13 protein-coding genes and 4 tRNA genes are annotated in these 17893 nt (G+C 71.8%); 8 read left to right on the forward strand and 9 right to left on the reverse strand.

The window, feature by feature from the left end:
• Positions 1–56: 56 nt before the first annotated feature.
• The 3 genes from ACQEU8_RS16755 to ACQEU8_RS16765 form a co-directional block, all read right to left on the reverse strand.
• Entirely contained in the window at positions 57–2225 is a 2169-nt protein-coding gene (locus ACQEU8_RS16755; protein ID WP_433101346.1) for a DEAD/DEAH box helicase, read from the reverse strand.
• Positions 2226–2443: 218 nt separating this feature from the next.
• Positions 2444–3079 carry a hypothetical protein gene (locus tag ACQEU8_RS16760; RefSeq protein WP_433101348.1) on the reverse strand — a complete coding sequence of 212 codons (636 nt, stop codon included), beginning with the start codon at positions 3077–3079 and terminating at the stop codon, positions 2444–2446.
• Between the two features lie 123 nt (positions 3080–3202).
• Entirely contained in the window at positions 3203–3568 is a 366-nt protein-coding gene (locus tag ACQEU8_RS16765) for a metallopeptidase family protein (protein WP_433102451.1), read from the reverse strand.
• A gap of 149 nt (positions 3569–3717) precedes the next feature.
• Between ACQEU8_RS16765 and ACQEU8_RS16770 the strand changes: the two genes are divergently transcribed.
• From ACQEU8_RS16770 to ACQEU8_RS16790, 5 genes are all read left to right on the forward strand, one after another.
• Positions 3718–5286: a metallophosphoesterase family protein gene (locus tag ACQEU8_RS16770; RefSeq protein WP_433101350.1), complete on the forward strand. Its 1569-nt coding sequence runs from the start codon at positions 3718–3720 to the stop codon at positions 5284–5286.
• 144 nt (positions 5287–5430) lie between these two features.
• Positions 5431–5506 (forward strand) — tRNA-Glu (locus tag ACQEU8_RS16775).
• A 211-nt stretch (positions 5507–5717) separates the two neighbouring features.
• Positions 5718–6332: a DUF2867 domain-containing protein gene (locus ACQEU8_RS16780; protein ID WP_433101352.1), complete on the forward strand. Its 615-nt coding sequence runs from the start codon at positions 5718–5720 to the stop codon at positions 6330–6332.
• Positions 6333–6466: 134 nt separating this feature from the next.
• A tRNA-Asp gene (locus ACQEU8_RS16785) sits at positions 6467–6541 on the forward strand.
• Between the two features lie 63 nt (positions 6542–6604).
• Positions 6605–6678, forward strand: a tRNA-Phe gene (locus tag ACQEU8_RS16790).
• A 46-nt stretch (positions 6679–6724) separates the two neighbouring features.
• Here the strand turns inward: ACQEU8_RS16790 and ACQEU8_RS16795 are convergent.
• The 6 genes from ACQEU8_RS16795 to ACQEU8_RS16820 form a co-directional block, all read right to left on the reverse strand.
• Positions 6725–7849, reverse strand: coding sequence for an ABC transporter permease (locus tag ACQEU8_RS16795; protein WP_433101354.1), 1125 nt, complete (start codon positions 7847–7849; stop codon positions 6725–6727).
• A 76-nt stretch (positions 7850–7925) separates the two neighbouring features.
• Positions 7926–8762 (reverse strand): cytochrome c biogenesis CcdA family protein, encoded by an 837-nt coding sequence (locus ACQEU8_RS16800; protein ID WP_433101356.1) that lies wholly within the window; start codon positions 8760–8762, stop codon positions 7926–7928.
• 6 nt (positions 8763–8768) lie between these two features.
• Positions 8769–9614, reverse strand: a complete 846-nt coding sequence (locus tag ACQEU8_RS16805; protein WP_433101358.1) for a DsbA family protein — start codon at positions 9612–9614, stop codon at positions 8769–8771.
• 74 nt (positions 9615–9688) lie between these two features.
• Positions 9689–10090, reverse strand: a complete 402-nt coding sequence (locus tag ACQEU8_RS16810) for a hypothetical protein (protein ID WP_433101360.1) — start codon at positions 10088–10090, stop codon at positions 9689–9691.
• 36 nt (positions 10091–10126) lie between these two features.
• A complete protein-coding gene (locus ACQEU8_RS16815; RefSeq protein WP_433101362.1) occupies positions 10127–12253 on the reverse strand; it encodes a tetratricopeptide repeat protein in 2127 nt (708 codons plus the stop codon).
• Positions 12250–13008 carry a SanA/YdcF family protein gene (locus ACQEU8_RS16820; RefSeq protein WP_433101364.1) on the reverse strand — a complete coding sequence of 253 codons (759 nt, stop codon included), beginning with the start codon at positions 13006–13008 and terminating at the stop codon, positions 12250–12252. Before ACQEU8_RS16820 ends, ACQEU8_RS16815 begins: the two co-directional genes overlap by 4 nt.
• A gap of 239 nt (positions 13009–13247) precedes the next feature.
• On the opposite strand from ACQEU8_RS16820, the gene hrpA reads away from it, so the two are divergent.
• From hrpA to ACQEU8_RS16835, 3 genes are all read left to right on the forward strand, one after another.
• Entirely contained in the window at positions 13248–17216 is a 3969-nt protein-coding gene (gene hrpA / locus ACQEU8_RS16825) for an ATP-dependent RNA helicase HrpA (protein WP_433102453.1), read from the forward strand.
• 88 nt (positions 17217–17304) lie between these two features.
• Positions 17305–17379: transfer RNA gene (locus tag ACQEU8_RS16830), tRNA-Asp, on the forward strand.
• A gap of 144 nt (positions 17380–17523) precedes the next feature.
• A complete protein-coding gene (locus ACQEU8_RS16835) occupies positions 17524–17694 on the forward strand; it encodes a DUF6274 family protein (RefSeq protein WP_433101366.1) in 171 nt (56 codons plus the stop codon).
• The last annotated feature ends 199 nt before the right edge of the window (positions 17695–17893 follow it).

The following is a 17893-nucleotide window of genomic DNA, read 5'->3' on the forward strand; positions in this document are numbered from 1 at the left end:
GCCTTCGAGGCTGCGGTCGGGCACGCGTTCGGGAGGGCCGAGGCCCTCACGGGGCGTCAGCCGTTGCGCTTCCAGCGGGGCTTGTCCGCGCGGCGGTCCGGGGTGCGGGCGCCGTTGCGGCCGGGGGCGTGGGAGCTGGTGCGGTGGTCGTCCGCGCGGCCGTGCGGGCGACGGTCGTCGCGGCGGTCGCGGTGGTACGAGCGGTCGCCGCCACGGAAGCCCTCCCGGCGGAAGCCGCGGTCGCCGCCCTCGCGACGGTCGTCACGGCGGACGTCGTCCCGGCGGTAACCCGCCGCGCCGGAGCCGCCCCGGCCACCGTCCCTGCCGCCGTCCCGGCCACCGTCACGACGGTCCCGGTCACGCCCGTACGAACGGTCGTCGCGGTCGCGGCCACCACCGTACGAACGGTCGTCGCGGTCGCGGTCACGCCCGTACGAACGGTCATCACGATCCCGGTCGCGCCCATACGAGCGCTCATCCCGGTCCCGGTCGCGGCGGAAGCCACCACGGTCGCCACGGTCACCCCGGTCGTACGGACGGCGGTCGCCACGGCCACCGTCCCTGCCGCCGTACGAAGAGCGTCCGCCGCGGTCGCCGCGGTCGCGGTCGGACCGCTCACGCTCCGCCCGCTCGCGGCGGTCCGCGTCGGCCTTCGCCTCGCGGCGGGCCTCGGCGCGGGCCTCCTCGGCGGCCTGGGCCGCCTCCGCCTCGGCGGCGGCAGCGACGGCGGCCTCCGGGTCCTCGCCGCGCTCACGCGCCGCACGCGCGGTCAGCAGGGTGGCTTCCTCGCGCAGTTCGGCGGCGCGCTGCTGGAGCTTCTCCAGCTGGCGGCTGAGCTTCTTGGCCTCGCGCTCGGCCTGCCGGGCCGAGTTGGCGGCGGACTCCGCCTGGACCTCGGTCAGCGAACGGGCGCCTGTGATACGGGCCACGTCCTCGTCGAAGACGTCGCCGCGGCCGATGATGTGCCGCGAGGCGTCCACGCCCGCGTCCTCCATCAGCCGGAAGATCTGCCGCCGCTGGTGCGGCAGCGCCAGCGAGACGACCGTCCCGGACTCGCCCGCGCGCGCCGTACGGCCCGAACGGTGCAGATAGTCCTTGTGGTCACCGGCCGGGTCGACGTTCAGCACCAGGTCGATGCCGTCGACGTGGATACCGCGGGCCGCGACATCCGTGGCGACCAGGACATTGACCTTGCCGTCCTTGAAGTCGGCCAGCGTGCGGGTACGCGCGCCCTGGGTCATACCGCCGTGCAGCGCGTCGGCGCGTACGCCGGACTCGCGCAGCTGCTCGGCGACGCGGTCGGCGCCCAGCTGGGTGCGGACGAAGATGATGGTGCGGCCCTTGCGCGCCGCGATGGCGGTGGTGACCGGCGCCTTGTCGCGCGGCTTCACGACCAGCACATGGTGCGTCATGGTCGTGACGGCGCCCTGCGCGGCGTCCACCTGGTGGGAGACCGGGTCGACGAGGTAGCGGCGCACCAGCGAGTCGATCTCCTTCTCCATGGTGGCGGAGAAGAGCATCCGCTGGCCGCCCTGGGGCACCAGGTCGAGGATCTCGGTGACCTCGGGCAGGAAGCCCAGGTCGGACATCTGGTCGGCCTCGTCCAGGATCGCCGTCTCGACGTCCTCGAGGGAGCAGGAGCCGCGGTTGATCAGGTCACGCAGCCGGCCCGGGGTGGCGACGAGGACGTCGACACCGCGCTCCAGCGCGGAGATCTGATTGGCCATCGACGTACCGCCGCACACGACCTTCAGCTTGAGGCCGAGCGTGTCCCCGTACGGCTGGAGGGCGTCGGAGACCTGCATGGCCAACTCGCGGGTGGGCGTGAGGATGACGCCGCGCGGGCGCTTGCGCTGGGTGCGGCCGCCGCTGAGCCGGGCGAGCAGCGGCAGACCGAAGGAGAGGGTCTTGCCGGAGCCGGTGCGGCCACGGCCGAGCACGTCCTTGCCGGCCAGCGCGTCGGGGATGGTGGCGGCCTGGATGGGGAACGGCGCGGTCACGCCGTTCTGGGCGAGCTTGCGTACGACGGTCTCGGGGAGCCCGAGGTCGCCGAACGTGATCTTCGTCTCGTCCTCCGCCTCGACGCTTGCGTCCGCCGTCGTTTCGGCCGCTTCCGTCATCTCGGGGGCCGTTTCGGTGGTTTCGGGAGCCGTTTCGGCGACCGTCTCAGCGGTCGGCTCGGGGAAGTCCTCGGGCCGTACGGCGGCAGGGGTGGTGACAGACATGCGAGTTGCGACAACCTTCCGGAGTCATTCGGCACGCGCCCATAACTCCGTGAAATTCGCAAAGAACCGCCTCGATGCGGTCAGCCACGGTCGGAGAGAACGCGCCACACGGCGCGCTGTGCTGACGGCGCCGGGCAAATGGGATCAAACGATCTACCAGCATACGCGGCCCCGGGAGCAACGCGCAAACGAGCCCCGGGGCGACCCGGCCCACCCGCTCAGGCGGGGCTGGGCTGGGTGCGGCGGGCGTAGGTGTCGGAGCCGGTGGGTGACGCGGTCGTCCGGGTCGGCGAGGGGTCCGGGGCCGGCTTGGTCGGGGTGGGGCTGGGCGAGCTGGTCGGCGAGCCCGAGCCGCCGCCGTGTCCGCTCCCGCCACCGGAGCTGCCCGGACGGTCGCCCCCGCTCGGGCGGGGGCGGGGCCGGTTGCGGTCGCTGTCCGAGGAGGAGCCGGACGAGCCCGCGCCCGCGGAGGACGTGGTGTCACCGCCCGCGCCGTCGCTGTCCGTGCGGTCGCTGCCAGCGGAGCGTCCGCCGTCACCGTGCGCGCCGCGCTTCGCGTGCTTGCCCTTGCCGTCCCGCGCGCGCTCCCGCTTCTTGCGCCCGTCGGCGTCATCGGCACCGCCGTGGGCGCGGCCGTTCCGGTAGGCGGTGCCGTCCAGCCCGCCCTCGGGCTCGGCGGCCCCGCCGTTGTCGTCAGCCCGGCTGCCCACCGGGGCCGCGCCCTCTCCGGCGTCGCCGGTGCCCTGCACCGTCATACAGCCGCTGAGGGTGGAGACAGCCGCGAGTATCAGCGCACCGGCGGTCGTCCGCGCGACGACGGTGGTGGTGGGCGCGGCGGTACGGGATCGGCGCACGGCGGGACCTCCTGCGCGGGACTTCAGGCGAGTGCCATGCCCAACTCCCCGTCACCCCAACAGGTCACGCCGCACGGCGCCGACGGCGCCCGGCACGGCGCGCGTCCTGACGCGGAGCGCCGCTCAGCCGTACCCGAGCGCGTGCAGCCTGTCGTCGTCGATGCCGAAGTGGTGCGCGATCTCGTGGACGACGGTGATCTCGACCTCCTCCACGACCCCCTCCCGGCCCTCGCCCTCGCCCCCGAGCTCCCGCTCGACCATCCGCAGGGTCGGCCCGCGGTAGATCGTGATGCGGTCCGGCAGGACACCCGCGTACCACTCCCCGCGCTCGGTCAGCGGCGTTCCCTCGTAGAGCCCGAGCAGCTCGGGGTCGTGCGCCGGGGGCTCGTCCTCCACGAACACCGCGACGTTGTCCATGAGCCTGGTCAGCTCGGGCGGTATCCGGTCGAGGGCTTCGGCGACCAGCTCCTCGAACTCCTCACGCGTCATCTCCAGCACGCGCCCATTGTCGGCCAGCATCCGCGCGGAGGCATCATCCCTGCCACCCCGGAGTCCGCACGGAGCCACCGCGGAGTCCCTGCGGGGGCTTCCGCCCTTTCCGGGCATACGGATGCCGCACAAGGGGCATACGGGCCCACATGGCCAGCGTTGCCACCAAGCCGTCGCGTGCCGCGGGGGGCTGGTTCGGAAAGCTCGCCGACCGGCTCACCGCCGCCGTCCGCCACCCCCGCCCCTACCAACGCGCCGCCGGCCTGGTCGTCGTCACACTGCTCGGCGCCTGGCTGGGGCTGCTCGTGGTGGGCAACGTCCGCACACCCGTCGGACCGGTCGATACGACGATGACGCTGCGTCCCTCCCTCACCGGCGGCACCAAGGTCAACGTCTCCCCGCTGGGCGCGCTGGAGCTGCACAGCCACACCGCGCCACTCCGGCTGGACGTCGACGTCGACCAGCTCGACCAGCAGCGCGCCGCGGCGCTGGTGAACCATCCGGAGCGCATCGAGGGCCTGGAGGACGAGATCTCGGGCGACGTCCGCTCGGGCGCGCTCGATCTCGGGCTGCGTTCGGCCGTCGCGGTGCTGACCGGCTCGACCGCGCTCGCCCTCGCCGTCTACCGCCGCCCGCGCAAGGCACTGGCAGCGGGCGGCCTCTCCCTCGCGCTCCTGGTGGCCTGCGGGGCGACAGCGGCGGCGACCTGGAACCCGAAGTCGGTGCTGGAGCCGAGGTTCTCCGGACTGCTGGCGAGCGCCCCGTCGGTGGTGGGCAACGCCCGCAGCATCGCCACGGAATTCGACGTCTACCAGAAGGAGTTGGCTCGCCTGGTCACCAATGTGACGAAGCTCTACGACGCCGCCTCCACCCTTCCGGCGTACCAGCCGGACCCGTCGACGACGCGGGTGCTGCACGTCTCGGACATCCACCTCAACCCGGCCGCCTGGCACATCATCCGGTCGCTGGTCGAGCAGTACAAGATCGACGTGATCGTCGACACCGGCGACACCATGGACCACGGCACGGCCCCCGAGAACGGCTTCCTGGAGCCGATCCCGGACCTGGGCGCGCCGTATGTGTGGGTACGCGGCAACCACGACTCGGCCACCACCCAGAAGGCCATGGAGAAGCTGGCCGCCGAGCGCGGCTCGCAGGTGCACGTACTGGACGAGGGCGTACCGGTGAACGTCGCGGGCCTGCGCTTCGCCGGCTGGGGCGACCCGCAGTTCACCCCGGACCGCTCGGTGATGCCCGAGGGTGACCCGGCGGAGCGGGCGGAGGGTCGCCAACTGGCCGAAGCGCTGCGCGCCCAGCGGGCCGCCGGCACCCCGGTGGACATCGCCGTCGGCCACAATCCGGTACTCGCCAAGCAGACCGACGGCCTCGTGCCGCTCGCCCTCGCCGGGCACACCCACAACCGGAGCACACAGGTGCTGCCGCACGACACCCGGCTGATGATCGAGGGCTCCACGGGCGGCAGCGGGCTGCGCGCCGTCGAGGGGGATACCCCCGACAAGGTGCAGGCCTCCGTGCTCTACCTGGACCGGGACAGCAACCGGCTCCAGGCGTGGGACGAGATCAACCTGGGCGGCCTCGGGCTGTCCAAGGCGGAGGTCTCCCGGCACCTCCCAGGGGACATAAGGCCCGGCTCGGCCCCCTCGCCGTCCCCCTCCTCGTCGAGCCCCACCGTCACCAGCCCGGCGACAGGCCGTTGACGGGCCGTCGCCGGGCAGTTGGGCGGGCAGCGGCGGCGCGGGCGAGGGGCAGCGCCGCCGGATATGTTTTGGCGAACCGTCCGTACATCCCATATGCTGCCCGAGCCTGCCGAAACGCTGTTCAGGCGCTCGGTCGGCCGCTTCGCCCTCATCGTCTAGCGGCCCAGGACGCCGCCCTTTCAAGGCGGTAGCACGGGTTCGAATCCCGTTGGGGGCACCACCGAAACAGCCCTGTGACCTGCGGAAACGCGGGTAGCAGGGCCTTTTTGTGCGCCCGGACCCGCGTGGGACGCCGAATGCCCCGCGTGTCCGGACCCGCGTGGGACGCCGAAGACCCCGCATGTGACGCCGAAAACACCGAAACCTGTATACGGCGCCGTACAGTTGGCGCTAGCCTAGCTCTATACGGAGCCGTATAGAGAGGGCCGGCCATGAGACTCCACCCCACCGCGCACACCTCCCACCCCTGGCGGATCCACGAGATCGCGCCCGACTTCCGGCTCGAAGACGTATGGCGGATCCCGACCCCCGGCGGGCCGGACGACTTTCCCCACCTCGTCCACCAAATGGCGAACGGCCGCGAGGCGCACCGCTCCTCCCCCGTCTCCCGCCTCCTGTTCGCGGTCCGCTGGAAGCTCGGCGCGCTCCTCGGCTGGGACGACCCCGACACCGGCCTCGGCACCCGCGTCCCCACCCTGCGCGACCGGCTCCCCGCGGACCTGCTGGAAGCCCCGCGAGGGCCTGACCTCAAGGGCGTCCCCATCCCGTTCGTCTCCGTCTACCAGACCGACGACGAGTGGGTGGCCGAAATGGCCAACCGCACGGTGCACGGGGTGCTGCACGTCGGCTGGGTCCAGGACCCCAAGGCCCCCGGCGGCTATCGCGGCCAGATGGCCGTCCTGGTGCGGCCGAACGGACTTTTCGGCACCGTGTACATGGCAGGCATCAAGCCCTTCCGCTACCTGGGGGTGTACCAGCAGATGCTTCTCGCCCTCGGCCGCCAATGGCGGGCGACCGCCGCCGAAAGGAGCACGGCAGGCCGCTAGCGGTTCGGGGGAGCCCCCGGGGTCTGTTACTCTTTTCCGGCGACGTCGCCCCTGCTGGGGAGCCCCACGAGGCCCACAAAAGCGGTTGGGAGCAATCGTCGCACTGTGCGAGACTGGAGCTCGTACGAACGCTTGGTCCTGTGGAGCAGTTTGGAGTGCTCGCCACCCTGTCAAGGTGGAGGCCGCGGGTTCAAATCCCGTCAGGACCGCTGCCATCGGTTGTTACGCATCTCGATGGCCCTCCCGACTGAGGGCTCCGCCCTCAGCTCCCGGGCTGGGTAGCTCAGTTGGTACGAGCGTCCGCCTGAAAAGCGGAAGGTCGCCGGTTCGACCCCGGCCCCAGCCACAGCGTGAGGAAGGCCCCGTCCCTTGGGACGGGGCTTTTTCGTGGGTCAGCCCGGGGCGGCCGCGGCGTGGGTGGGGGGTGGGCGGCCGCCCGGGTGGCGGTGGCGCCAGATCCAGAAGACGGCGCAGGAGACCAGGGCCCAGGCGGCGAGCACCAGGTAGGGCTGGAGAAGCTGGTGGTCCGGGAAGTAGACGGCGGTGTGCTGGGCGTTCACAGAGGCGCCGGGCGGCAGCCAGCGGCCGATCTCGCCGAGTGCGGACGGCAGCAGGGGCCAGGAGACGGCGCCGCCCGAGGAGGGGTTGCCCAGCAGCACCATCACGCCCCAGGTCGGCAGCATCGCCCAGCGGCCGATGAGGGTGTTGAACATTGTGAATACCATCCCGCTGGTGAACAGCGTCAGCGCCAGGATCAGCCAGGAGTGGACGAAGGGGAGGGCCAGCGCGCCGAGTCCCCAGTCGACGACGGCGGCGATGACGAAGCCGCCGAGGAGGGCGTAGGCGACGGTGAAGGCGATGCGCTCCAGCGGTTCGAGGGCGCGTGCGTGCACGCTGAGCTGGATGGCGCCGACGAAGCCGATGATGACGGCGGCGAGCGAGATGTAGAAGATCGCCAGCCCGCGTGGGTCGCCCTGGTTCAGGGGTTTGAGGTCGCGTACCCGGACGGGGACGCCGATCTTTTTGCCCACTTTCGGGCCCGCCTCCTCCAGCAGCTCCGCCACCGAGGCCCCGGACGCGCTGGAGACGTCCAGTTCGACGCCCTGCGGTCGCTCCACCCGCAGGACGGCGAAGACCTGCTGGGCCTCGATGGCCTGCTCCGCCGCCGTATGCGTGCGGTAGCGGCGCAGCTTCAGCGAGGAGCCGAGCGCCTTCTCCATGCCGGAGACGAAAGCGCTGCCGTCCCGCTTGCTGTCGGGCTCGCCGACGACCGCGACGGGCACATTGTGCGGGGTCGGGTTGGCCATCGCGTACGTGTACGACGCGGCGAACAGCCCGGCGGAGGCGGCGAGGATCAGAACGAGGACGGTGGCCGGCAGGAACGGCGAATCCTTGAACTCCTGCCACCTCCGGGACGGGGTGCGCCTGGTGCCGCGGTGCGTGCCGTGCGGAGGGCGGGGCTGCCGGCCGGGGCCTGGGTCCGCGCGGTGCTCTGACCACTCGGGTTCCTCGCTCATGGCCCTCACACTATGCGGGCATAAGGGGCATTCCATTACTTTCGCGCGGTCGGCGCCTGCCCGGCCCCCGCAGCCCCTACGAGTCCGAGCGCGCCCGGCGGCGGCCCCGCACCGCGCGCGCCCCCAGCACCGCGCCCCCGGCGAGCACCAGCGCCGCCACCAGCGCGCCGTCCGGCACGGCGTCGCCCACCCGCCGGGCCCAGGTCTCCGCGGCGAAGGCGCCGTCGACATCCGTCAGCCCCGGCAGTCCGGCGGCGCCGTCGAAGGCGAGGAAGAGGGTGCCGAGCAGGATGAAGAAGAGCCCGGAGAGCAGCGAGGTGGTGTGCAGCCGGAGCCGGCCGCCGAGCCGTAGCTCCCGCCCCCGCAGCCAGCGCCGCCGGCCCAGGTCGAACCGCTCCCACAGCAGCGCGAGCACGAACAGCGGTACGGCCATGCCCAGCGCGTACACCGCCAGCAGCACACCGCCGTAGACAGGGTTGCCGTGCACGGCGGCGACCGTCAGCACGCTGCCGAGAATGGGACCCGCGCAGAACCCGGCCAGGCCGTAGACCGCACCCAGCGCGTAGACGGACAGCGCCGTGGTCGGGCGAATCCGGCCCGACGCCTCCGCCAGGCGGCGGGGGGCGAAGCCGAGCCCCGCGATCTGCACCAGCCCGAGGGCGATGATCAGCCAGCCGCCCGCCGAGACCAGCAGGTCGCGGTGGCCGTAGAACAGCCGCCCGGCGAAGGAGCCGGCGGCGCCCAGCGGGACCAGCGTCGTGGCCAGGCCGAGGTAGAAGATGCCGGTACGGGCCACCAGCCGGCCGGCCGAGTCGATCGAGTACGCGAAGAAGGCGGGCAGCAGCAGGGCGCTGCACGGGCTGAGCAGGGCGAGGAGGCCGCCCAGGAAGGCGGCCAGATATCCGACGTCCATCGCCCGTCAGCCCTCGCGGCCGGACTTGCCGGACCCGCCGGACTTCTTCGCGGTCGCCGCCGCGCGTTCGATCGCGTCGGTGAACGCCTCGTCCGGCTGGGCGCCCGCGATCGGCTGCCCGTTGATGAGGAAGGCCGGGGTGGCACTGGCGCCCAGCCCGTACGCCTCGGTGCGGTCCTTGTCCAGCAGCTTCCTGGCGGCCCCGCTCGCGCGGTCGCGGTCGAAGCGGTCGAGGTCCTTCACACCCGCCTCCTCGGCGAGTTCGTGCAGCCGACCGGTGGTGAAGGAGCTCTTCTCGTTGCCCTTGTCGGCGTAGACGGCGTCGTAGAACTGCCAGAACCTGCCCTGCTGCCCCGCCGCGTAACTGGCCAGCGCGGCGCGCTCGGAGCCCTTGCCGAAGACGGGGAAGTTGCGCCATTCGATACGCAGCAGCCCCTTCTCGACGTACTTCTTCACCAGCTTCGGCTCGGTGTCCCGGGCGAACTTGCCGCAGAACGAGCAGCCGAAGTCGGCGTACTCGATCATCACGACCGGCGCGTCCTTGTCGCCCCGCGCGAACGGATCGTCCGCGTCGCGGCGCGCGAGCTTCAGCAGCGCGGGGTCACCGGCGGCGGAGTTGTCGGAGCGGCCCTCGGCGGTGGCGTTGCCGGAGCCCGCGCCGCTGCCGCCGGCCGAACCCGCGGAGCCGCCGCTGACGGCGTACTGCGACAGCCAGCCCGCCAGCAGCGCGGCGACGGCGACCAGCGCGCCGATGACGACGCCCTTGCGGGTGCGGGACGGAGAGGAAGACGGAGGGGTGGGCTTGTTCGGTTTGTTCTGCTTCTTCTGCTCGTTCTGGTTGTTCGACGGCATGCGAACGTCTCCTGTGCTGCGAAGGCGGAAAGCGACGGACCGGCGCCGACGCGGAGCCGCGTCGGCGGGTGCCGCTATACGCGCAGGACGGAGAGCTCGACGGGTGTGGGTGGCGGTATCGGCGCGGGACCGCGCACGGGCGGCCGCGCGTGCGCCGCACCGATCGCGCTGTGCGACTGGGGTGTCAGACAGACCGGGAGCGCGAGGGGCAGCAGTTGCTGCTGACCGGCGGCCGGTGCCGCGGGAAGCGCGCCTCCCCCGTCCTTCGACTTGTGACAGTGGGAGGGACCCGCGTCGACGGGGGGAGCGGCAGCGGAGGCGACGGGCGCGTCGGCGGCCGCCGGAGCCGACTGAGCCCCCGCCGGAGCGGACTGCGCCCCCGCTGGCTGAACGGCGCCGCACAGGGCGAGCAGCAGTGCCACGAGTACGGCGGCGGCCCGCCGTTTGCCTCGTACTGCCTGTTCACCACCGTGCATGCCGCCACCCTAACGGGGCGCAGTCGGCCGGTCCTTTCACCCCAGTACGCGCCGGAGGACCCCCGCCACCTCCTCCGCCGTCAGCAGCGGCCCGGTCTCCTCCCCCTCCGGGGTGTACGCCTGTTCGATGTGGCCCCGCGCTGTGTCCAGGTCCCCGCGCTGCTCCGCTATGCGTGCCAGCAGATGCCGGACGGTGCGGTGCTTGGGGGACTTCTCCAGTACGGGAGTGAGCAGCGTCTCGGCCTCCTCGTACGCCGCCTCCGTCGCGACCTCGTTCACCAGCAGCTCCGCCAGCTCCAGCGACGGGTCGAAGAGCGAGGTGAGCATGAAGCCGCTGTAGCCGCGCCGCACGATGTGGTGCACATCCCGCGCGGTACGCAGCCACTCCACCGCCTCCGCGGTCCTGCCCTGCCCGTGCAGCGCCAGCCCGAGCCAGTACGCGGCCTCGTGCAGCGGATCCTTCTCCTCGCGGCCCGGCCAGGCGAGCCGCAGCAGCCCCTCCGCCTCCGCGTACCGCTTCCACCGCACCAGTTGCTTACCCGCGCGCCAGCCGTACCAGGGCCGCCCGCCCTTGGCGGCACGCGTCCACCAGCGGACGGCCTCTTCCATGTCGCCGTAGTCGTCACCGACCCGGTTGCCGACCCAGCTCGCGGCGTCCGGCCGCCCGAAGCGCGCTGCCTTGCGCAGCCACGGCTCCGCCTTGACCGGCTCGTCCAGCCGTACGTACAGCGCGCCCAGTCCCTCGATCGCGTCCAAGTCGCCCGCCTTGGCCGCTGGCAGATACAGCGGGACGACCGCCTTCTCGTGGGCGCCGCACTTCTCGTGCAGCATGCGGCCGAGAGCGTACGAGGCAGCAGGGGCGTGCGGGCTGTCGGCGGCGGCCACGGACATGGCACGCCGGTAGTGCCGTTGGGCCTCCGGATAGCGGCGCAGCTTCTCCATCAGACGGCCGAGTTCGAGCTCGGCGGCCGGGTCACCGGACTCGGCGGCCTCGCGGAGCGCGGGCAGCCGGGACTCCTCGTCGGCGGCCAGCGCCGGCGGGGTGGCCTGCTCGTCCTCCGCCAGCTCTTCGAGGGATTCGGCGGCGGGCTCGTAGAAGTCGTCGTCGCCCTCGGTGCCCTCTTCCGCCGCCTCCAGCCAGCGGCGGGCCTCGGCCAGCCGCCACTGGTCGCGGTAGTAGTCGCCGAGCCGGCGCTGCTGGAGGCGGTCGCCGGCCTCGGCCCATGGCAGCAGCGACGCCTCGTACTTCTCCAGCTCGCCGTACTGCAGGTGTACGGCGCTGAGGGTGCGGGCCAGCATCCGGGAGTCCGGGTGCCTGCGCAGCCCGTCCTCCAGCACCCGGCACGCGTCCTCGTACCGGTCGAGGTTGTAGTACAGGAGCCCGTGCCAGCGGTCGGTGCGCGGGTCGCCGAGCGCCTGCGCCTCCTCGTACGCCCGCTCCGCGTCCGGCAGGAAGGACGGGTAGGAGGTGAACCACTCCGGTTCCGTGTGCAGTTCGCCGAACGGCTCGTGCTCGTCCTCACCGTCCTCCAGGAACTCCTCCAGCTGCTCGTCGAGGTCCGCGGGGCGCTCCTCGGGCGGCAGCGCGCACAGTGCGGCGAGCTCGGTGATCCGGTCCCGGTAGTGCTCGATCCGGTCGTCCAGCTCCAGCAGCCGGGACTCGATCTGGTCGGCGACATGGTCGTACGGCGCCGCCTCCTCCAGCTCGTCCTTGGCCTCGCTCGTGCGGCCCTGGCGCAGCATGAGCAGGGCGCCGTTGGTGCGGCACTTGACGCTGCCGAGTGCCGCGCCCTTCGCGTACCACTCGGCGGCGCCCTGCGGATCGTCCAGCCGCTCCAGCAGCAGCTCGGCGAGCCCGAACGCGCAGTCGCCGTCCCGCTCGGCCGCCGTCCGGTACCAGTATTCGGCGACCGAGAACTGGCCCCGGTCCTTCGCCGTGACGGCACGCAGCCGCGCGGCCCGCGCATCGCCGCCCCTGGCCGCCTCCTCCAGCCATGGGACGGCGTCGTCCACGCGGCCCCTGCCGACGAGGTATTCGCCGTACGCCTGCTTGTCCGCGGCGTCGCCCTCCTCGGCGGCGGTCCGGTAGGTGCGCTCCTCGGCGCTGATCTCGGCGTTGCCGGCGCCGTCGGTGCCCTCGGTGCTGGTCCCCGTTGATGTCATGGGTGGGTGTCGCTTTCTTGGCGTCTCTTCGGGTGATGGCGGTGGTGCTCTCCGGACTCCGCGAGGGCCCGCCGGATGCCGGGCTCGCGGGGGCCGAGGAATCGGGGGTCGGGGGTGAGCGCGGCGTCGTAGGCCGCCTTCACCGCGCCCGGCAGCTCGCGCAGTCCGCCCGCGTACCAGGTCGCGTCCCGCGGCTCGGGTACCGGGATCCCGTACGAGTCGATGCCCGCCGCCCGGCACAGCGCGGCGGCACGGCGTATGTGGTAGTCCTGGCTGACGAGCAGCGCGCGGCGCACCCCGAAGACGCGGGAGGCGCGGGCGCACGAGTCCCAGGTGTCGAAGCCCGCGTAGTCGGCGACGACGCGGGAGGCCGGGACGCCGCGGTCGGTGAGGTAGTCGCGCATGGCGCCGGGTTCGTCGTAGTCGCGGCGGCTGTTGTCGCCCGAGACCAGCAGTACGCGGACCTTGCCCGTGCGGTAGAGCCGCGCCGCGGTGTCGAGGCGGTGCGCCAGATAGGGGGACGGTTCGCCGTCCCACAGTCCCGCGCCGAAGACGAGGGCCACCGGCGCCGCGGGGGCGTCCGCGACATCCGCGCGGATATGGCTGTCGGTCGACAGCTGCATCCAGGTGGCGGGCAGCAGCGCCAGTACGCAGCCGAGCACGGCTCCCTGCACCCACCGCCTGCGGCGTCGCGTGGTGTCCCCGCCCAGTCGCGTGGTGCCCTCGCCCACCGGTCGCCTGATGTCCCCGCCCATCGGTCGCTTGGTGTCCCCGCCCACCGTGATCCCCGTCCCTCCCGGATGCCCCCGCCCCCTGGGCCCCACAAGTAACAGGAACCCTGCCATCCGCGTACTGCGACGCGGAAGCCGCGCCCCCGGTTGCAAACCGTTCGCCAGGCGTCGGCCGCGAGTGCGATCCTTGGCGTGGTATGTCGACTTTCACCCAGACCCCCGCCCCCTCTCCCCAGGAGCTGACAGAGCGCATCCCGCACCTCATGCTCGGCGACCAGCACCGGCTGGCCCGCCGACTCGCGGGGGCGCGGAAGATCCGCAAGTCAGAGGCCCGCGCGGCCGTCCTCGCGGAGATCTCCGCGGCGATGGACGCCTCCGAGCTGCGGGTGGCCGCCCGCCGCGAGGCCGTTCCGCGGATCACCTATCCCCAGCAGCTGCCCGTCAGCCAGAAGAAGGACGAGATCCTGGCGGCCGTCCGCGATCACCAGGTGGTGATCGTCGCGGGCGAGACCGGCTCCGGAAAGACGACGCAGATCCCGAAGATCTGCATGGAGCTGGGCCGCGGCATCCAGGGTGTGATCGGTCACACGCAGCCCCGCCGGATCGCGGCGCGCACGGTCGCCGAGCGGGTGGCGGAGGAGCTGGGGTCGCAGCTGGGCGAGGCGGTCGGCTGGAAGGTGCGCTTCACCGACCAGGTGCAGGACCACACGCTGGTCAAGCTGATGACCGACGGCATCCTGCTGGCGGAGATCCAGCAGGACCGCGAGCTGCGCCAGTACGACACGATCATCATCGACGAGGCCCACGAGCGGTCCCTCAACATCGACTTCCTGCTCGGCTACCTGGCGCAGCTGCTGCCGAAACGGCCCGACCTCAAGGTGATCATCACCTCGGCGACCATCGACCCGGAACGGTTCTCCCGGCACTTCGGTGACGCCCCGATCGTGGAGGTCAGCGGCCGGACGTATCCGGTGGAGGTCCGCTACCGGCCGCTGCTGGAGGAGACCGACGAGGCGGCCGAGAGCGCGGCCCCCGACCGCGACCAGGTCACCGCCATCTGCGACGCGGTGGACGAACTGCACGCCGAAGGGCCCGGCGACATCCTGGTCTTCCTCTCCGGTGAGCGGGAGATCCGGGACACGGCGGACGCGCTGGAGAAGAAGTTCAATGGCGGCCAGGGGGCACGCCCCGGCGGCGGCGTCGAAGTGCTCCCGCTGTACGCACGGCTGTCCAACGCCGAGCAGCACCGCGTCTTCCAGCCGCACTCGGGCCGCCGCATCGTGCTGGCGACCAATGTGGCGGAGACGTCACTGACCGTCCCCGGCATCAAGTACGTCATCGATCCGGGCACGGCCCGCATCTCGCGCTACAGCCACCGCACCAAGGTGCAGCGGCTGCCGATCGAGCGGATCAGCCAGGCGAGCGCCAACCAGCGCAAGGGCCGCTCGGGCCGTACGTCGGACGGTATCTGCATCCGGCTGTACTCGGAGGAGGACTTCCTCGCCCGCCCGGAGTTCACCGACCCGGAGATCCTGCGTACGAACCTGGCCTCGGTCATCCTCCAGATGACGGCCGCGGGGCTGGGCGACATCGAGAAGTTCCCGTTCATCGATCCGCCGGACCACCGCAGCATCAAGGCCGGCGTCCAACTACTGGAGGAACTGGGCGCGCTGGAGCCGCAGCGGGCACCGACGCGGAAGCTCACCCAGCTGGGCCGCCGCCTCGCCCAGCTGCCCGTCGACCCGCGGCTGGCCCGGATGGTGCTGGAGGCCGACAGGAACGGCTGTGCGCACGAGGTGATGGTGATCGCGGCGGCGCTCTCCATCCAGGACCCGCGCGAGCGCCCCTCGGACAAGCAGCAGCAGGCCGACCAGCACCATGCCCGCTTCAAGGACGAGGGCAGCGACTTCCTCGCGTTCCTCAACCTGTGGCGCTATGTACGCGAGCAGCAGCGGGACCTGTCCTCGTCCGCGTTCCGCCGGATGTGCAAGGCGGAGTTCCTCAACTATCTGCGGATACGCGAGTGGCAGGACATCTACAGCCAGCTCCGCCAGGTCGCGAAGACGATGAAGATCCAGCTGACCGGCCAGGAGGCGAACGAGGACGCCGTCCATCAGTCGCTGCTGGCGGGCCTGCTCTCCCACATCGGGCTCAAGGACACCGACAAGAACGAGTATCTGGGCGCGCGCAGCGCCAAGTTCGCGATCTTCCCGGGTTCCGCGCTGTTCAAGAAGCCGCCGCGCTGGGTGATGTCCGCCGAGCTGGTGGAGACCTCCCGGCTGTGGGCCCGGGTCAACGCGAAGATCGACCCGGAGTGGATCGAGCCGCTGGCGCAGCACCTGGTCAAGCGGACGTACAGCGAACCGCACTGGGAGCAGAAGCAGGCGGCGGTGCTGGCGTACGAGCGGGTGACGCTGTACGGCGTGCCGATCGTCGCCCAGCGGAAGGTCAACTACGGCCGGATCGATCCGGAGACCTCGCGCGATCTGTTCATCCGCAACGCGCTGGTCGAGGGTGACTGGCGCACCCACCACCAGTTCTTCCGCGACAACCGGAAGCTGCTGGACGAGGTCGAGGAGCTGGAGCACCGCGCCCGCCGCCGCGACATCCTGGTGGACGACGAGACGCTGTACGACTTCTACGACCAGCGCGTGCCCGAACATGTCGTCTCCGGGGCGCACTTCGACTCCTGGTGGAAGAAGAAGCGCCAGGAAGAGCCCGACCTGCTCAACTTCGAGAAGTCGATGCTCATCAGCGACCGGGCCGAGGAGATCTCCGCCGCCGACTATCCGGACGTATGGCGGCAGGGCGGCCTCGCGCTCCCGGTGACGTACCAGTTCGAGCCGGGCACGGACGCGGACGGCGTCACCGTGCACGTCCCGCTCCAGGTGCTCAACCAGGTCACGGGGGAAGGCTTCGACTGGCAGATCCCGGGACTGCGCGAGGACCTGGTCACCGAGCTGATCCGCTCGCTCCCCAAGGCGATCCGCCGGCACTACGTCCCCGCGCCGAACTACGCCAAGGAGTTCCTGCGCCGCGCGACGCCGGGGCAGGAGCCGCTGACGTACACGCTCGCGCGGGAGCTCAAGCAGATGGTCGGCGTGCCGGTGGCGGCCCAGGACTTCGACTGGGCCAAGGTCCCGGACCACTTGAAGATCACCTTCCGGGTGACCGACGAGCGCCGCCGCAAGCTCGCCGAGAGCAAGGACATCGAGGCGCTCCAGATCCAGCTCAAGTCGCAGACGCAGACGGCGATCTCCAAGGCGTTCGACTCATCGGCGCGGGCGGCCCGCAACAAGTCCCGCAAGGCCGCCACGGACGCCGCCGCGCCCGCGGAGGCCACCGCGCCCGCCTCCGCCCTCCAGCGCACCGGGCTGACGAGCTGGACGATCGGCGCGCTCCCCCGCACCTTCGAGACGCGCCGCGCCGGCCAGCCGGTGAAGGCGTACCCGGCACTGGTGGACGAGGGCGCATCGGTGGCCGTCCGGCTGTACGACACCGAGACGGAGCAGCGCACCGCCATGTGGCGCGGCACCCGGCGCCTCATCCTGCTCAACGTCCCCTCCGACCCCGCGAAGTTCGCCCAGTCGAAGCTGAACAACCAGCAGAAGCTGGCACTCTCCCGCTCCCCGCACGGCAGCGTGCAGGCCCTGTTCGAGGACTGCGTGGCGGCCACCGTCGACCAGTTGGTGGCGGCGCGCGGCGGGCCCGCCTGGGACGAGGAGTCCTTCCGCAAGCTCTTCGACGCCGTACGCGCCGATCTGGTGGACGCCACGCTGCGGACGGTGCGGCAGGTGCAGGAGGTGCTGGCCGCCTGGCACTCGTGCGAGGGCCGGCTGCGGTCGACGACGAGCCCGGTGCTGGCCGACTCCGTCGCGGACGTACGGCAGCAGCTCGCCGAGCTGATCAAGCCCGGCTTCGTGACCGAGCACGGGGCCGGGCGGCTGCCCGACCTGATGCGCTACCTCGTCGCCGCCGACCGGCGCCTCCAGCAGCTCCCGCACAACGTGGAGCGCGACCGGACGCGGATGGCCAAGGTGCACGAGATGCGGGACGAGTACCTGTGGCTGCTGGAGCAGTTCCCGCCGGGGCGGCCGGTACCGCAGGCCGCGCGGGACATCCGGTGGATGATCGAGGAACTGCGGGTCAGCTACTTCGCCCATGCGCTGGGCACCGCGTATCCCGTCTCCGACAAACGGATCGTGAAGGCGGTGGACGCCGCGGCGCCGTAGGGCTCCGCCCGCGCCGCGCGTGATCACCCCGTCGCTCAGGGTGAGTTCGCTCCGAGCCCCTGACCTGCTGTACAGTTCCATCTCGCGAGGTCCTGTGGAGCAGTTTGGAGTGCTCGCCACCCTGTCAAGGTGGAGGCCGCGGGTTCAAATCCCGTCAGGACCGCACTTTTTGAGAGGGCCCGACAGCCAATGGCTGCCGGGCCCTTTTCGTTGCGCCGTGACGGATCGCCCACCACCCGCCCGTTGCCCCCACGATGTTGACGAGCGGGGGGACGATGGGTAGTTCTGGCCCTGGAGGAGGTGGCTCATGGCGAGGGAGCCCGTCGATGTGGGGCGGCAGGAGGCGAGGGCGCTCCTGCGGAACCACCTCGCCGCAAGAGGGCGCCGGCATCATGCGACCCGGCACTGCCCGCTGTGTCACCGCCTGCTCCGCCTCGCGATGGCGGCTCCGCGTGAGACCGCGCGGAAGTACAAGTGAGGGGCGGCGCCGAGCTGTTGGCGCATTACCGTACGAGGGCTGATCGTCACAAGACCTCCCTGCTGTGGCGGGAGTCACTCAATCGATCCGTACCGGCCGGGAACTTGAGGGTCCCTCAGACCCCCTCAATTTAATATGTGCAATTGCACCGCCCACCGCGATGGCCCGCACAGGTCCGCACAGAAGGTCGCGTACGCAA

Origin of the sequence: Streptomyces sp. CA-250714 (assembly GCF_050936705.1) — a bacterium.
In the GTDB taxonomy this organism is placed as follows: Bacteria; Actinomycetota; Actinomycetes; order Streptomycetales; family Streptomycetaceae; genus Streptomyces.

Coding starts and splice junctions, on each gene's coding strand:
- ACQEU8_RS16835 (WP_433101366.1), top strand. CDS start 17,524: ATGGCGAGGGAGCCCGTCGATGTGGGGCGGCAGGAGGCGAGGGCGCTC.
- ACQEU8_RS16805 (WP_433101358.1), bottom strand. CDS start 9,614: ATGCCGTCGAACAACCAGAACGAGCAGAAGAAGCAGAACAAACCGAAC.
- ACQEU8_RS16815 (WP_433101362.1), bottom strand. CDS start 12,253: ATGACATCAACGGGGACCAGCACCGAGGGCACCGACGGCGCCGGCAAC.
- ACQEU8_RS16765 (WP_433102451.1), bottom strand. CDS start 3,568: ATGACGCGTGAGGAGTTCGAGGAGCTGGTCGCCGAAGCCCTCGACCGG.
- ACQEU8_RS16795 (WP_433101354.1), bottom strand. CDS start 7,849: ATGAGCGAGGAACCCGAGTGGTCAGAGCACCGCGCGGACCCAGGCCCC.
- ACQEU8_RS16755 (WP_433101346.1), bottom strand. CDS start 2,225: ATGTCTGTCACCACCCCTGCCGCCGTACGGCCCGAGGACTTCCCCGAG.
- ACQEU8_RS16770 (WP_433101350.1), top strand. CDS start 3,718: ATGGCCAGCGTTGCCACCAAGCCGTCGCGTGCCGCGGGGGGCTGGTTC.
- ACQEU8_RS16780 (WP_433101352.1), top strand. CDS start 5,718: ATGAGACTCCACCCCACCGCGCACACCTCCCACCCCTGGCGGATCCAC.
- hrpA (WP_433102453.1), top strand. CDS start 13,248: ATGCTCGGCGACCAGCACCGGCTGGCCCGCCGACTCGCGGGGGCGCGG.
- ACQEU8_RS16810 (WP_433101360.1), bottom strand. CDS start 10,090: ATGCACGGTGGTGAACAGGCAGTACGAGGCAAACGGCGGGCCGCCGCC.
- ACQEU8_RS16820 (WP_433101364.1), bottom strand. CDS start 13,008: ATGGGCGGGGACATCAGGCGACCGGTGGGCGAGGGCACCACGCGACTG.
- ACQEU8_RS16800 (WP_433101356.1), bottom strand. CDS start 8,762: ATGGACGTCGGATATCTGGCCGCCTTCCTGGGCGGCCTCCTCGCCCTG.